The sequence below is a fragment of the Streptomyces sp. NPDC056480 genome, from assembly GCF_042795405.1.
Lineage (GTDB): Bacteria > Actinomycetota > Actinomycetes > Streptomycetales > Streptomycetaceae > Streptomyces.
Map to the genome: position 1 here is coordinate 24578 of NZ_JBHTSA010000081.1, position 13979 is coordinate 38556.

Consider the following 13979-nt stretch of genomic DNA (forward strand, 5'->3'; position numbering starts at 1 on the left):
CGTCAGCTGTGGTCGTGGGAGCGGTCCCTCGGCGCGGTGCTCAGAGCCAGCCCTCCTTGGCGGCCCGCACCCCCGCCTCGAACCGGCTGCGCGCGCCGAGCCGGTTCATCAGCTCCGAGCTCATCCGGCGCACGGTCCGCAGCGAGATCCCGAGCCGCCGTGCGGCGATGTCGTCCGTGCAGCCGATGCCGAGCAGCATGAGCAACTCCCGCTCCTGCGGGGAGAGATCGTGCTCGTCGCGGCGCGGACTCTCGCCGAACGGCGTGCCGGCGTCCCATAGCCGGTCGAAGAGCACCACGAGCGCGTGCACCAGGCCGGGGCTGCGGACCTCCAGGGCGCCCGCGCGCCCGTCCTCGGGGTCGACGGGGACGAGCGCGGCCTCCCGGTCGACGATCACCATGAGCATCGGCACCACGGGCACGGTCCGCGCCTCGCCGCCGAGATCGCAGTACCAGCGCACGTATTCGACGGTCGGCGGGTCGTTGCGGAAGCTCTCCTGGTAGATCGACCGGATCTTCACGCCGCGTTCCAGGGCGAGTTGGTCGAGCGGCTGGCTCGCGTCCATGGTGTCGGGGAGCTGCGCGCCGCCCGGGAGCAGCGAGAGGCACTCGGTGCGGGCGTTCGCGGCCAGGTCCTCCAGGCGTTCCCGGACGTTGTCCAGGCCGGTGATGCGGTCCACCAGGTCGTGCCGGACGCCCGGTTCCGAGTGGTCCGCGTACGAGGCGAGGATGCCGGCCACGGCCCGCCCCGCCCGTTCGACCTGGCGTTTCCGCTTGCTCAGCTCGGCCTCGGCGCGGGAGAGCAGGAAGGAGAAGCCGACGTCCGGGTTGAAGGGTTCGACCTCGCCCGAGGAGTCGTCCATCAGCACGAGCTTGAGGTCCGCGAGGCAGGCGAGCGCCTCGCGGACCTCGGACGCGGGGCGGCCCAGATGGGCCGCCATCTCCGTCACGTCGAACTCGGGCCGCTCCAGGAGCAAACGGTAGACGGCCTCCGTCGACTCCTTTATGCCGAGCGCCTCCAGCATCCCCTGTCTCCCCCTCGTCACGTTCCGTACCGCGACCGCCCCGCAATCGTGATCGCGGTCGTCGATGCTAAGTGGGAGGGGCCCTCTAGGTCTAGACCAATTGGAATGAACTCCGGTATGTGGGACGCGCGGGGGGCGCGGGCGGGGTGCGGCGACGGCCGGCCAGCGCGTCGAACAGCGCCGCCATCGCGAACCCCGAGACGAGCAGGGCCAGTTCGACCTGCGGGCCGATCCCGACCGCGAGCACCGCGAGCGCGCCCGCCCCCGCCGCCACCGGCCCCGCCCACGAGGGGCCGCCCGCCGCCGACGCGACCGAGCGGTCGAGGGACACGCAGAAGGCGAAGGCGCCGACGACGAGGGGGACCCAGCCGGTGACGGCCCCGGTGCCGGGCGGACCCCACTGCCACAGGACGGTGAGCGCACCCGCCGCGGCGACGGCGGCGAGGAGGGCACCGGACACGGCGCGGACCGCGGTGCCCGCCGTGGTGAGGGCGGCGAGGGCGAGGAGGGCGGCGAGGGCGGCCGCCGGAACCGCGGAGGGGAGGAGCCCGTAGACGCCGTCCACGAGATCGCGGTCCACCACGCCCGAGCCGCCGACCAGCGCCGGGTGCGTCCCTCCCGAGAGCGCCGACCGCAGCGCCGTCACCGTCGCCGCGCCCGCCGCCGTCATCGGCTCCTCCTCCGGTACGACCACGATCACGGCCGAACCGTCCCTGCGCCAGTCGGCCGCCGCCGGCGCCGCCGCGAGCAGCACCCCCGGGACCCGGGCCGCCCGCGCGGCCACGGCCTGCGCGTCCGCGCCCGCGGGGACCAGGACCTCCAGCGGATTCAGGACGCCCGACGGCACCCCTGCCGCCGCGAGCCGGTCGAGGCCGTCGCGGGCCGGGCCGGCCGCCACCAGGGCGTGCGCCTCCGGATTGCCCACCCGGAGCTGCGTGGCCGCGCCGGCGAGCAGCACGAGGAAGGCCAGGCCGACCGCCGCCGGGATCGTGCGGGGCCGCCGGCCGACGCGTGCCGGCGCCGTACGCGCCGTACGCGCCGTCCGGGCGGTCCGGGCAGTCCGGGCAGTCCGGGTGGTCCGAGTCGTCCCCAGTGCCCGCGTCGTCCGTGTCTTCTGTGTCGTCCGTGGCCTCCGCGTCGCCATCGAGCGGAGCACCGGCGTCAGGGTCAGGGCCGTCGCCGTGCCCACCGCCCACACCGCAAGACCCGCGACACCGACCGAGCGCAGGAACGCCGCCGGGAACAGCGCGAGGACCGCGCAGGCCGCCGCCCCCGCCGCACCGGCCGCCACCGCGGACCGGGCGGCGGACTCCGGCGGCTGCGCCCACCGGTGCACGGCGAGCACCAGGGACGTGACCGGCACCAGATAGACCACGACGAAGCTGATCTCGGTGAACCCCGCCACCGCCTCCACCAGGACCAGCGCCCCCACCGAGGTCACCCCGGCGAGCAGCAGCGGCGCCAGGACCCCGAGCGGCGAGCGGAACGCCAGGACCAGCAGCCCGAGCAGCCCGAGCGCACACGCGGCCTTCACCGCGAGGGCCGGCGCGCCCGGCCCCGCCACCGCGCTGTCGTGCTGGAGCGGGAGCACGCCCGTCACCTCGACCCGGGCCTCCGGCAGCGCCGCCCGCAGCCCTTCGCGCAGGGTGCCCGCCGCCTCCTCGACGGCCGTGAGCCCCGCGAGGTCCGGCTTCCCGGCACCCGGGTAGACCAGCGCGTACACCGTGCTGCCGTCCGCGCCGAGGAACCCCTCGTCGCCCGTGCCCGCGAACGAGACCGTCCGCGCGCCCGGGCCCGCCGCCCGCCGGACGGCGTCCTCGAACCGCCCGGCCGCATCCTGGGCGCGCACGTCCCCGGCGGCCGGCCAGCTCGCGACCGCGACCAGCGGAGCGACGGCCGCCCCGTTCCCGTACCGCTCCTGGACCGCCTGGTTCGCGCGGTGTCCCGGCCCGCCCGAGGCGGTGAACGACTGGTCGAGCCGGCCGAGCCCGGCCACCGCCACCACGCCGCCGAGCAGCAGCACGAGCAGCCATCCCACGCCGAAGGCCACCCGGTGACGGAGCGCGAAACCCCTTAGCCGTACGGCCTGTTCAGTCGACATCGTCGAGCCGCTTCCTCAGCTCGTCGTCCAGGCGCAGCCCCACCGCGCCGAGCGTCTCGTCCAGCTGCGCCGTCGAACTCGCCCCGATCACCGGGAGTACGGGCAGCTCGCCGCCCAACGCCCAGGCCAGCACCACCTGGTTGGCGGTCACGCCCAGCTCCGCCGCGACCTCCGCGAGCACCTTGAGCCGACGCTCCGAACCCTCGTGCCGGTACTGCTCCGGAACCTCCTTGCCCGCATCGGTGTACGCCCCCGTCAGCTGCGTCGTGTACGCCGTGAACGTCAGCTCCGGACGCGTCGACAGATAGTCGAGCAGCTCCTCCGAGGCGTGCGGGTTCACCCCGAACTCCGCGCCGGGGCGCGGCCGCAGATAGGTGTACCGCTGCTGCACGGCCGCGTAGTCCGGCACCCCGGCGGCGACCGCCGCGCCCCGCGACTCCTCGATCCGCCAGGCCGCGAAGTTGGAGCAGCCGGCCCGGCCGATCTTCCCCGTGTCCTCCAGCTCGCCGAAGGCCCCCATGGTCTCGGCGACCGGCGTCCGCCGGTCGTCGATGTGCGCGTAGTAGAGATCGATCCGGTCCGTGCCCAGGTTCCGCAGGCTCTCCTCCACCTGCCGGCGCAGCACCGGGGCCGAGAGCCCCTCCGCGCACTCCGGCCAGGCCGAACCGGGCGGGTCCGGCAGCGCTCCGACCTTGGTGGCGAGCACCATCTCGTCCCGGACGCCCCTGCTGCGCAGCCAGCGGCCGATCAGCAGCTCGCTCTCGGCGCCGGTCGCACCCGGCTCCCAGAACGCGTAGGTGTTGGCGGTGTCGATGAAGGTGCCGCCGGCCTCGTGGAAGCGGTCGAGGACGGCGAAGGCGGCGGCCTCGTCGATCCGGGTGCCGAACGGCAGGGTGCCCAGGCACAGGGTGCTCACACGGGGGCCCTCGGGGCCGCCCAGGTGGGTGTACTCCATGGGTTCTTCCCTCTCTCTCATAGGTGGGGGGTGGTGACGGTCAGCTCCTGGACCAGGTGGTCCGAGAGGCCCTCCGCGGCGCGGAAGCGGTACGAGCCGACCCGGGCGCCGCCGCCGGTGAACGCCCAGTCGATCCGCCACAGCCGCAGCCGCGCGCGGGCGTTCCAGCTGGCCGGGAGGAGCGAACGGCAGGCACCGATCGAGTCGCGCAGCGAGCGCGGCATCCGGCGGACGTCGCCGATGGCGGCACTCGTGTTGAAGTCCCCGGTCACCAGGACCGGGTGCGGGTTCCCCCGCAGGTCGGCGACGAGCGCCGCGTACTCCCGGTCGCGGGCGGCGGCCCGGCGCCGCATGTCCCGGAGGAACGCGGGCCGCAGCGGGTTCATCACCGTGAGCTGGACCGGGATGTGCACGTTGTACGTGGACAGGATGCCGTCGCCGACCCGCAGGTCCACCCGGAGCGAGCAGGCGCCGACCGGCACCGGCGGCCCGGCGGGCGGGAACCGGGACAGCGTCACGGAGTTGTTGTCGACGGCCAGGTGGTGTTCGGGGAACGCGGCCCGGATCCGCTCCTCGTCGTCGATGTCCCAGACCTCGCCGCCCTCGAAGCCGTTCAGGTACTCCTGGAGGACGTAGACGTCCGCCGAGAGGGACCGCAGGAAGGCGTAGAAGCGCTCGGGGTCGCCGCCCTGGTTCCAGTGCTGAGTGTTCCAGGAGACGAGCCGCAGCCCCTCCGCTGCCGCCGAACGGCGGCCCAGCGCACGCAGGTTGACGCCGTTCTGCGGCCAGCCCGCGAGCAGGCAGGCCGCGGCGAGCGCCCCCGCCGCCCACCCGCCGGTGACCGCGGCGGCCGCGAGCAGGGCGAGCGGGACGGCGGCGAAGACGATCGGCGGCAGCAGGGAGACCGCGAGCCAGGGCCACCAGCGCCCGTTCAGCGCGAGGTGCAGGGCGAGGAACACCGCCCAGACCAGGGCGCAGGACAGCGGCACGTCGGTCACCCGTTCCCCGGCAGGGACACCCACAGGTCCTGCACCGCGTGGTCGGAGAGCTTCTCGGGCTCGTTGAACTCGTAGCGCTCGGCCCTCGCCCCGTTGCCCGTGAACGCCCAGTCGGTCCGCCAGAAGGGCTTCCAGCCGCCCTCCTCCCAGCTCGTGGGGTACGCGTCCGTGCTCACGTCCGCCGCGTCGTCGAGGCGCTCCCGCAGCGGGTCGAGGTCGGACATCGCCGCCGTCGCGTTGAAGTCACCGGCCACCACGACCGGGTTGCGGTTGGCCGCGAGGTCGGCCTCCAGACCGGCGTACTGCGCCCGGCGCGGGGCGAACCGTTCCCGCATGTGGCGGTAGAAGGCGGCGGAGAGCAGCCCGTCCGGCATGCTGTTCCACACCGGCATGTGCACGTTGTAGAACGACACCGTCCGGCCCCTGACCCGTACGTCCGTCCGCAGCACCTTGTTCCCCCGGTACTCCGCCTGCCAGTCCGCTCCCGGCGGCAGGTCGCCGGCCGGGCCCACGGCCGGCTGCCGCAGGATCGGGAAGCGGGAGAGCGTGACCAGCTCGCCCCGGACCGCGACCTGGTAGCCCGGGAACTCCCGGCGCAGCCGCGCCAGGTCGTCGATGGGGAGCCTGCCCTTGCGGTCGGCGGTCACGTGCTGGTACTCGTGCAGCAGATAGACGTCCGCGTCCTTCGCCTTCAGGAAGGCGTAGAAGTGGTCCTGGGTGCCGAGGAGCTGGTTCCACGAGTTGGTGTTCCAGGCGAAGACCCGCACGGAGTCCGGGCCGGGCCTCGGCTCCGACCGCCACAGCGCCGCCGGGTCGAAGCCCGACTGCCCGAAGCCCACGAGCAGGGCGAGCGCGGCGGCCGCGAGGCTCCGCCACCGTGCGGCGCCCCGGGCGAGCGGGGCGAGCGCGGCGAGCAGCAGCGGGACCAGGGCGAAGACGGCCGGCGGGACGATGCCCACCAGATGCCCCAGCCAGATCCGGCCGTCCGCCGCCCACTCGACGAGGAGCAGGACGAGCCAGGCGAGGGCCGCGCCGAGGACGAGGCGGTTCAGGCGTCGCCGGGCCGGGGCGACCCGTACGGCCGGGGCGTCCGCCGGGCTCTCCGCCGCGGGCTCCGCCGGGGCGAGCGTGTCAGCCACGGGAGGCCCCCGCGGCCACCCCTGCCGTCGCCGGCGGAAGGTCCGGCCGGGGCTGCGGGTCGTACAGGTGCCGGAACCGCTTCGAGCACAGCCACTGGACGCCCGCGACCCCGATCGCCGCGAACACCGTCAGGTTCACCAGGAAGTTGACGGCCACGAAGTATCCGAGGAACAGCCGCCCCCGGTGCCGCCGCACCTCCCGGTACATGTCCAGGTCGCCCCACACACCGAGGACGAACAGGGCGAGCGGCAGCAGGGCCCACACCGCTCCCCACAGCGCCGGCGCGGCGAGCGCGGCCACCGTCAGGGGCGCGGCGAGGCTGGCCCCGGCGCGCGGGCCGGTGACGAAGCCGCCCTGGAGGTGCCGTCGGCCGAGGATGAGCGGGACGGCGAGCCGGGCCCGCGCGAAGACCTTGTCGAGGACGATCCGCACGGTGTCGTCGTGGTCGTGCCGGCCGCGGACCTCCAGGGAGCTGAGCACCGTGTACCGCTCCGAGATGCGGCGCCCGTAGTCCTGGTCCTCGGTGTGCCGCAGGATCGGGTTGAACGGTCCCACCTCGTCGAAGACCCGCCGGGGGATCGCCAGGATCGCGGTGTGGACGGTGTCGATGACCCCCTCGGACTTCAGCAGCAGGTAGTACTGCTGGAGCGAGCGGTACTCCTCGATCAGGCTGTCGCGGATGAGCGGCTCGGGCTCGTAGGTGCCGCAGATCGCCCCGTACCCCTGCCCGGAGCCGAGGAGTTCGACGGACTTGGCGACGGCGTCGGGGTGCATGGAGACGTCGGAGTCGAGGAAGACCAGGATCTCGCCCGAGGACAGTTCGGCGCCGAGGTTGCGGGCGACCGCGACCCCGCTGTTCACCCCGGTGGAGACCACCCGGGCGCCGGCCGCGGCGGCGATCGCGGCGGAGTCGTCGGTGGAGCAGTCGTCGACGACGAGGACCTCGACGTTCGGGTACGTCTGCGCGAGGGCGGCCTCGACGCACAGACCGATCGAGCGGCCGTAGTTGTAGTTGGGGACGATGACGGAGACCAGCGGAACGGACATGATCGGGCTCTCCTAGAAAAGGACCTTGGCGAGGGAGAGGGCCCCCTGCCGCCACGGTTCGACACTGGTGACGCCCTCGCCCTTCTTCGCGGGGCGGGCGCCGGAGGGGAGCGCGGCGGTGGCGAGCCGCTGCTCGCGCCACCAGGCGAAGGTGCGCAGGATCGCGTCCTGGTTGGAGTGCTTCGGCCGGAAGCCGAGGACGTCCCTGGCCTTGTCGGTGGAGACGAAGCTGTCGTCGAGGAGCTTGTGCAGCAGGCGTCCGTAGACCGGGGAGAGCCCGGAGCGCTGGAGCAGGCTGAGCGCGGCGAGTGCCGGCCTCGCGGGCATCGAGCGGACCCGCTTGCCGTGCCCGGCGGCGTCCAGGACGGCCTGGAAGTCCTCGCGGATCGTGCCGAACGAGGTGGCGCCCAGGTTGAAGGTGTCGTCGGCGATCCCGGCCGGCGCGTCCATCGCGGTCACGACCGCGTCGACGAGGTCGTCCACGTCGAACATCTGGATGCGGACGTCGCCCCGGCCCAGGACCGGGAAGTTCCGCCCCTCCTCGGCCCACTCGAAGAGCATCGCGAACAGGCCCATCCGGCCCGGCCCGAGGAAGGTCTTGGGCCGCAGGACCGGTACGCACATCTCCCGGCCGCGGAACCGCTCGGCGACCTCCTCGGCCTCCGCCTTGGCGGCGCTGTACGTGTCGACGGGCTCCCGCGGGTACTCCTCCGGCGTGGGCACCACCTTGGGCAGGCCGTACACGGCGGTTGAGGAGATGTGCACGACCCGGGGCACGGCGTTCGCCTCGGCGGCCGTCAGGACCGCCTCGGTGCCGCCGACGATCACCGAGCGGATCATGTCGGCCGGGTAGCTGGGCAGGGCGGCGGCGCAGTGCACCACCACGTCCGCGTCCGCCGTGACCCGCTTCATCGTCACCGCGTCCCGGACGTCCGAGACGGTGTGGGTCAGGTTCTCGTGCTCCGTGCGCGGGGCCCGCAGGTCCACGCAGTGCACCTGGCGGCCGTCGCCGAGCAGCCGGTCGATCAGGGTCGATCCGAGCATGCCGGCGCCGCCGGTCACCACAATGCGCTCTACCACAGCGACGACACCTTCTCCTTGACGAAACGGGTGAGCAGACGGGGCAGACCCTGGGCGAGGGTCTTGTCGAGGCAGTCCAGGAAGAACTCGACCTCGTGCGGCTCGGCGACCAGCGAGGGGGCGACCATCAGCGGGTTGTCGCCGTTGAGCGTGTAGTACGTGTAGATGCCGTGGTCCCGGTAGAGGGCGTTGACCACCGACGAGGTGATGAGCTTGGTGCGGAAGCGCGGGTCCTTCGTCATCGCACCGGGCACCAGCTTCGTCACCAGCTCCAGGATCTTCGGCCCCTTGTGCAGGAAGACCCCGTGGAGCGCGCCGTGGCCGCGGACCTCGGCCACCACGTCCGGGTACTCCTTGGCGATCCGCTCCAGACCGGGGGCGAGGATCCGCTCGATGTCCCGGGCGCGGGCCGGATAGTCGTCCTCGACGGCCACGTTGACGGCCTCGATCGCGGTGACCGCCTCCTCGCCGAAGCCGTAGTAGGTGGTGGACGTCGACTGGAGGAGGGCGTCCGTGAGGTTGTCGTAGGCCTTGCGGAAGACCGGCTCGCGGGCCACGAAGGCGGAGATGGAGGACTTGCCGCCGCCGAAGGACTTCGAGGTGGTGAGGATGTCGGGGACCAGACCCTCGTACCGCATGAAGTGGAAGAGGGTGCCCGTCTTGCCCCAGCCGGTGTAGATCTCGTCGAAGAGCAGCACGATGTTCTCGGCCGTGCACAGCTCCCGCAGCCCGCGCAGGAACTCCTCGGAGCACTCGTTCATCGTCGACGCCGACAGCGGCTCGATGAGGATCGCGTACACGTCCGACTCGCCCTTGCCGGTGCGGTGTCCGGCGACCAGCGCGCGGACCGAGTCCAGGTCCCCGTACCGGAAGATCTCCACGCCGGGGATGCCCGGGAACTGGAACCCGGACTGGTTCTGGCCGGTCAGGCTGCCCGAGCCGAGCAGCTTGCCGTGGAAGGAGATGTCGGCCCGCAGCACCCGGGAGCGCCGGCCGCCGTGGTACTTGTACGCCAGCTTGACCGCGCCCTCGACCGCCTCCGCGCCGGAGTTGGGGAAGAACGACATGTTCAGGTCGCCGGGCAGCAGCTCCGCGAGGTTGTGGCCCAGGGCCGCGACGTACGGCGAGAAGTAGGTCTTGTGGACCTCCATGCTCTTCCGCTCCTGGAAGCGCTGCCGGGCGGCGAGGATCCTGGGGTGGTTGTGGCCGTGGTTCAGGACGCCGACGCCACCGGTGAAGTCGAGCACGCGGCGGCCGTCGCGCTGGGTGATCCAGACGCCCTCGGCGCTCTCGACGAGCTCCTGGCCGAAGCCGAAGGAGGTCATCAGGGAGACCTGGCTCTTGTTGACGTGGTCCTTGTACAGGCCGTGGACCTGCTTCGTCGTCAGCGACTCGCAGTCGTCGACGGAGTACAGCGGGGGCATGATCAGTCCTTCGCGGGGATCGGATGGGCGGGGGGAGCGGAACGGCGGGGGAGGGTCAGGAGGAGGGCGGTGCCTCCGACGAGGACCTCGCTGAGGGTGCAGACCACCCGGCTGGCGACGGCCACGGCGGTCGCCTCCTGCCAGGGCAGTACGGCGGTCAGCGCCAGGAGCAGCAGGGCCTCGCGGGCGCCCCAGCCGTCCGGCAGCACCACGACGAGGCTGGCGGCGGCCGTGGCCAGGGCGAAGCCGCCCACGCAGACCGGCAGGGCGGTCAGCGGCGGGGCGCCGAGCATCACGGCGAGGGCCCACAGGTGCAGTCCGCCGACCGCCCAGGAGGCGGTGGCCGAGGCGAGCGCCCGGCGCATGCCCCGGTCGCTCGCCCGGGTGGCGGGCGCCGGCCGGCGGGCGAGCCGGGCGGCGAACGCCGCCAGGTGGTGCAGCAGTCCGGGCCGTACGGCCCAGGCGACGGTGACCGCGCCCGGCAGGACCAGCCACCAGGCCTCGGCGCCGATCGTCCAGGGAGCGGCGAGCGGACCGACGGCGAGGCCGGTGAGGACCGCCACGATCAGGTTCAGCAGGAAGACGGCGAGCACGACCGGCGCGGACACCCCCGCCGCACCGCCCATCCGCAGCTGGGCGAGGACGCCCCAGACGGCCCCCGGCACGTACTTGCCGAGGTACGAGGTGAAGTAGATCCGGGTCGCGGTCCGGCCCGGCACCCCGGGGCCCAGGTCGGCGAGGAGGGTGCGCCAGGTGGCCATGGACAGCAGGACGGCGAGGGCGTTGGCCACCAGGGCCGCGAGGAGGTACGGGACGGAGTCGGGGCGCAGGACGAGGGCGGCGAGCTCACCGGCCCGGCCGTAGAGGGCGAAGCCGATGCCGGTGACGACGGCGACCGGGAAGAGGACGGGGAGGGCGCGGCGGAGGCGGCCGCGCTTGGCCGGGGGAGCGTCGGTGGCGACGGGATCGGGCTCGGACGTCGGGGCGGAGGCCGGATCGGACGTCGGGTCCGGCTTCGGGTCCGGCTCGGATACGGGGTCGGGGTCGGGGTCGGCTACGGGATCGGGGTCGGCGACGGGATCGGGGTCGGCCTCGGTGTCGGACGGCGCGGCTGCCGGCGCGGTGGTGGTCGCCGTCATGACCCGAGGTGGCTCAGCGGCCACGCGCCGGCAAGGAGCGCCGACCAGAGCAGGGCGTTGGAGACGGTCATCCGGTCGCTGAACAGCGCCCGCGAGGGGTTGCCGCCACCCGAGTCGACCACGATCAGCTGCAGGTAGCGGGCGAGGCCGAAGAGCGCGAACGGGGCCGTGAGCACCGCGACCAGCGGTCCGTGCGGACCGAAGACCGGGCTGCCCTGCACCTGCAGGACGTAACTGACTGCCGTGAGCACCGCGGTGAAGGCGAGCAGCTGGTCGAGGAAGCCGAGGGTGTAGCCGCGCAGCGCGGGCCGGTGCAGCACCCCGCCGACCGCCATCTCGTGGCGCCGCTTGCCCAGGATCAGCAGCAGGCAGAGGGAGAAGACACAGAGGGTGAGCCAGCTCGGCACGGGGTTGCCCGAGGCCAGGCAGCCCTGGGCGAGCCGCAGGACGAAACCGAGGGCGACGATGAAGACGTCGAGCAGCGGGACGTGCTTGAGCCCCTTGGTGTACGCGGCGTTCAGCGCGACGTACGCGGCGACCGGCCACCAGTCGAGGAGCGCGGCCGTCCGGGTGAACACCGTGAGACCGACCGTCGCCGCGAGGAGGACGGCGAGGGCGGCGGCGAAGGAGACGGCGGTCCCGACGCCGATCCGGCCGGCGGCGATCGGCCGGTGCCGCTTCTCCGGGTGGCGGCGGTCCCTGTCCCGGTCGCCGAGGTCGTTGACCAGGTAGATCAGCGAGGACGCGAGGGTGAAGACACCGATCGCGGCGAGGGCGCCGCCGAGGGCGGCACCGTCGAGGTGGGGCGCGCCGAGCAGGCCGAGGGGGACGACGACCAGGTTCTTCGTCCACTGGTGGGGCCGGACGAGGGAGGTGAGGTCGGCGAGCCGACTGGGAGGGCGGGAGGCCGGCGGGCGGGCCGTCGGCGCCTCTCGGCCGGTGAGCGTGGGCGTGGCCATGAACGGACTCCTGGGGGGAGGGGCGTACGGGGAGGGGCGGCGGTCATCCGGTGGAGGTGGGGGCGGAGGCGGAGGTGGGTGCGGAGGCGGCGGCGGAGGCGGAGGTGAGGGAGGGGGACGAAGCGGCGGTGGCGTCGGGGCGGTCCGCCGGGAGGTCCCTTCCTCGGCGGCGCACGCTGGGTCCGAAGTCCGGTTCGGTGAGCCAGCGGACGGTGCCCCGGGCCGCGCCGAGCACGATCGCCTGGTGCAGCACGAAGTGGACGGCGGTGAAGTAGAGGAGGAAGCCGGGACCTCGGGTCCGCAGCGCGAACCCGCTCAGGGCCGGATCGGCGCAGGCGAAGACCAGCGCGCACAGGGCGGGGACGAGCAGGAGCCACGGGGAGAGCAGACCGAGCAGCAGGGTGGGGAGGGTGAGCGCGGCGGCGAGGACGCCGAGCGGCCGGTTGGCGGTGAGGCCGCCCTCCCTCAGCTGCCCGAGCGCCGCGATGAGCAGCTGCGAACGCCGGTACTGCTCCCGGAGCATCGCCCCGAGCCGGTCGACGTCGTCGTGCCGGCCGCGGATCGCCTCCGTCATCACGATCCGGTGGGTGCGGACGAGCCGGCCGCTGTACTCGACGTCCTCCGAGTCCCGGAGGTTCTCGTCGAAGGGCCCGGTGGCCTCGAAGACCTCCTTGCGGATCGCGCCGAGGGCGAAGAACGCGGTGCGGACCTCGCCGACGGCGCGGCGGCGCCAGAAGTGGGCGTGCAGGGCGTGGTAGCGCTCCACGGGCCCGTCGTCGAAGAGCGGCTCGGGGTCGAGCACTCCGTGGACACAGCCGAGACCGGGGTCGTCGCGGAGCAGGTCGGCGGCGTTGGCGAGGGCCTCGGGGTGGAGGGCCGTGTCCGAGTCGAGGAAGAAGAGGATCTCGCCGCGGGCGGCGGCGGCCCCGAGGTTGCGGGCGGCGGACACCCCGCTGTTGTGGGGGTTGGCGATCAGGACGACGTCGAACTCCCGGGCGATGTCCCGGGACCTGTCGGTGCTCGCGTCGTCGACGACGATGACGTCGAGCGGGGCGTGGGTCTGGGCGAAGACCGAGGTCAGACAGGCGTGGAGGGTCTTCTCGTAGTTGTAGTTGGGGATGACGACGGACACGCTGGGACGAGCCCTGGGCATGGGGGTTCCTCGGGAGGGCGGTCGGGGGATTTCGGCGTGCGGGGGGTTTCAGAGCAGCCGGAAGTCCGCGATGCGGTGGTGGGAGAGCTCGGGGGAGTGGCCGAGGAGGCGCCGGCAGAGCAGCAGCGCGTGGCCGACGGCTTCGATCTCGTCGGGGCCCCGGATGTAGAGGGCCAGGCGGATCGTCCGGTCGAGAACCAGCGCCCGTGCGGACTCGAAACGGTCCTGCGGACGGGCGACGCGGTGCAGCGTCTCGACGAGGAGTGCGGCGGACGGGGCCGGTGGGGGGTCGGTGTCCGGGGCGGGGTCGTCGTCCGATGCCCTCATCGAGATGCCGACGAGGTAGATGACGATCAGCCCCAGGAGAAGCCGTTGTCGCTGTCGTTCGTCTGCGCGGTGGCGGTGGCGGTGGCGGTGGCGGTGGCGGTGGCGGTCGCGGCCGGTACGCCGTCGGCGTCGGCGGCGGCGACCGCCGGGGCTCCCGCGGTCGCCGGCTCCGCCGCCAGGACGAGGGTCAGCGCGGCCGCGGCGGGGAGGAGCAGGGCGAGGACGGGGCGGACCTGAACTCGGGCGAAGGTGACGAAACGGGCGCTGCTGAGCATGACGGAACTGCCTTCCTGGCGACGCGGACGAGGTGTGTCGGGGGCGGGTCTCCCGGCGCCGCTCCCGGGCTCTTCCGGGCGGCTCCGACACGTCCAAGACTGGCCCGCCGGGGGTGCCCTGTCACCGGAGAACGGCTGGCGCCAAGTGCGTGGCCGTTAGGAGCCAGCCCGTACGCACGGCCGCCGCGCGCCGCTGATCTGGGCGTTTCCGGGAGGCGTCACGTTCCTGCCAGGCGGAAGGTGCCGGGGGGCCGTCATCTCCCCGGACAGCCACGATTCCCTCGGTGCGACCCGGGACCTCCCTCTCCCCGTACGGCCTCCGGAAACGCCGGACGGCCGCACCCGGTGGGGTGCGGC

General features: G+C 73.6%; 13 protein-coding genes. All 13 read right to left on the reverse strand.

Annotation, left to right across the window (positions count from 1 at the left end; all coding sequences use genetic code 11):
* Positions 1-40: 40 nt before the first annotated feature.
* The 13 genes from ACFQ79_RS28615 to ACFQ79_RS28675 all read right to left on the reverse strand — a co-directional run bounded on the left by ACFQ79_RS28615 (position 41) and on the right by ACFQ79_RS28675 (position 13622).
* Positions 41-1024 carry a LuxR C-terminal-related transcriptional regulator gene (locus ACFQ79_RS28615; protein ID WP_383588891.1) on the reverse strand — a complete coding sequence of 328 codons (984 nt, stop codon included), beginning with the start codon at positions 1022-1024 and terminating at the stop codon, positions 41-43.
* 91 nt (positions 1025-1115) lie between these two features.
* Positions 1116-3125, reverse strand: a complete 2010-nt coding sequence (locus tag ACFQ79_RS28620; RefSeq protein WP_383588893.1) for an MMPL family transporter — start codon at positions 3123-3125, stop codon at positions 1116-1118.
* Positions 3115-4080 carry an aldo/keto reductase gene (locus ACFQ79_RS28625; RefSeq protein WP_383588895.1) on the reverse strand — a complete coding sequence of 322 codons (966 nt, stop codon included), beginning with the start codon at positions 4078-4080 and terminating at the stop codon, positions 3115-3117. The genes ACFQ79_RS28620 and ACFQ79_RS28625 overlap by 11 nt, the downstream gene beginning before the upstream one ends.
* Before the next feature lie 17 nt (positions 4081-4097).
* The gene (locus tag ACFQ79_RS28630) at positions 4098-5078 is read right to left on the reverse strand and encodes an endonuclease/exonuclease/phosphatase family protein (RefSeq protein ID WP_383588897.1); all 981 of its coding nucleotides are present in this window, start codon (positions 5076-5078) and stop codon (positions 4098-4100) included.
* Positions 5075-6217, reverse strand: coding sequence for an endonuclease/exonuclease/phosphatase family protein (locus ACFQ79_RS28635; RefSeq protein ID WP_383588899.1), 1143 nt, complete (start codon positions 6215-6217; stop codon positions 5075-5077). The genes ACFQ79_RS28630 and ACFQ79_RS28635 overlap by 4 nt, the downstream gene beginning before the upstream one ends.
* Entirely contained in the window at positions 6210-7265 is a 1056-nt protein-coding gene (locus tag ACFQ79_RS28640; protein ID WP_383588900.1) for a glycosyltransferase family 2 protein, read from the reverse strand. Before ACFQ79_RS28640 ends, ACFQ79_RS28635 begins: the two co-directional genes overlap by 8 nt.
* Before the next feature lie 12 nt (positions 7266-7277).
* Positions 7278-8345: an NAD-dependent epimerase/dehydratase family protein gene (locus ACFQ79_RS28645; RefSeq protein ID WP_383588902.1), complete on the reverse strand. Its 1068-nt coding sequence runs from the start codon at positions 8343-8345 to the stop codon at positions 7278-7280.
* Positions 8339-9769: an aspartate aminotransferase family protein gene (locus tag ACFQ79_RS28650; RefSeq protein ID WP_383588904.1), complete on the reverse strand. Its 1431-nt coding sequence runs from the start codon at positions 9767-9769 to the stop codon at positions 8339-8341. The genes ACFQ79_RS28645 and ACFQ79_RS28650 overlap by 7 nt, the downstream gene beginning before the upstream one ends.
* A gap of 2 nt (positions 9770-9771) precedes the next feature.
* Positions 9772-10908: a lysylphosphatidylglycerol synthase domain-containing protein gene (locus ACFQ79_RS28655; RefSeq protein ID WP_383588906.1), complete on the reverse strand. Its 1137-nt coding sequence runs from the start codon at positions 10906-10908 to the stop codon at positions 9772-9774.
* Positions 10905-11867: a UbiA prenyltransferase family protein gene (locus ACFQ79_RS28660; protein ID WP_383588908.1), complete on the reverse strand. Its 963-nt coding sequence runs from the start codon at positions 11865-11867 to the stop codon at positions 10905-10907. Before ACFQ79_RS28660 ends, ACFQ79_RS28655 begins: the two co-directional genes overlap by 4 nt.
* 43 nt (positions 11868-11910) lie before the next feature.
* Positions 11911-13020, reverse strand: a complete 1110-nt coding sequence (locus ACFQ79_RS28665; RefSeq protein WP_383588910.1) for a glycosyltransferase family 2 protein — start codon at positions 13018-13020, stop codon at positions 11911-11913.
* A 48-nt stretch (positions 13021-13068) separates the two neighbouring features.
* Entirely contained in the window at positions 13069-13347 is a 279-nt protein-coding gene (locus tag ACFQ79_RS28670; RefSeq protein ID WP_030320857.1) for a hypothetical protein, read from the reverse strand.
* Between the two features lie 26 nt (positions 13348-13373).
* Positions 13374-13622, reverse strand: a complete 249-nt coding sequence (locus ACFQ79_RS28675) for a hypothetical protein (protein WP_383588912.1) — start codon at positions 13620-13622, stop codon at positions 13374-13376.
* Positions 13623-13979: the final 357 nt, after the last annotated feature.

What these genes read in the sequence shown, in the direction of transcription:
- ACFQ79_RS28640 (WP_383588900.1), bottom strand. Translation starts at nt 7,265, where the DNA reads ATGTCCGTTCCGCTGGTCTCCGTCATCGTCCCCAACTACAACTACGGC.
- ACFQ79_RS28620 (WP_383588893.1), bottom strand. Translation starts at nt 3,125, where the DNA reads ATGTCGACTGAACAGGCCGTACGGCTAAGGGGTTTCGCGCTCCGTCAC.
- ACFQ79_RS28615 (WP_383588891.1), bottom strand. Translation starts at nt 1,024, where the DNA reads ATGCTGGAGGCGCTCGGCATAAAGGAGTCGACGGAGGCCGTCTACCGT.
- ACFQ79_RS28670 (WP_030320857.1), bottom strand. Translation starts at nt 13,347, where the DNA reads ATGAGGGCATCGGACGACGACCCCGCCCCGGACACCGACCCCCCACCG.
- ACFQ79_RS28655 (WP_383588906.1), bottom strand. Translation starts at nt 10,908, where the DNA reads ATGACGGCGACCACCACCGCGCCGGCAGCCGCGCCGTCCGACACCGAG.
- ACFQ79_RS28660 (WP_383588908.1), bottom strand. Translation starts at nt 11,867, where the DNA reads ATGGCCACGCCCACGCTCACCGGCCGAGAGGCGCCGACGGCCCGCCCG.
- ACFQ79_RS28675 (WP_383588912.1), bottom strand. Translation starts at nt 13,622, where the DNA reads ATGCTCAGCAGCGCCCGTTTCGTCACCTTCGCCCGAGTTCAGGTCCGC.
- ACFQ79_RS28650 (WP_383588904.1), bottom strand. Translation starts at nt 9,769, where the DNA reads ATGCCCCCGCTGTACTCCGTCGACGACTGCGAGTCGCTGACGACGAAG.
- ACFQ79_RS28625 (WP_383588895.1), bottom strand. Translation starts at nt 4,080, where the DNA reads ATGGAGTACACCCACCTGGGCGGCCCCGAGGGCCCCCGTGTGAGCACC.
- ACFQ79_RS28665 (WP_383588910.1), bottom strand. Translation starts at nt 13,020, where the DNA reads ATGCCCAGGGCTCGTCCCAGCGTGTCCGTCGTCATCCCCAACTACAAC.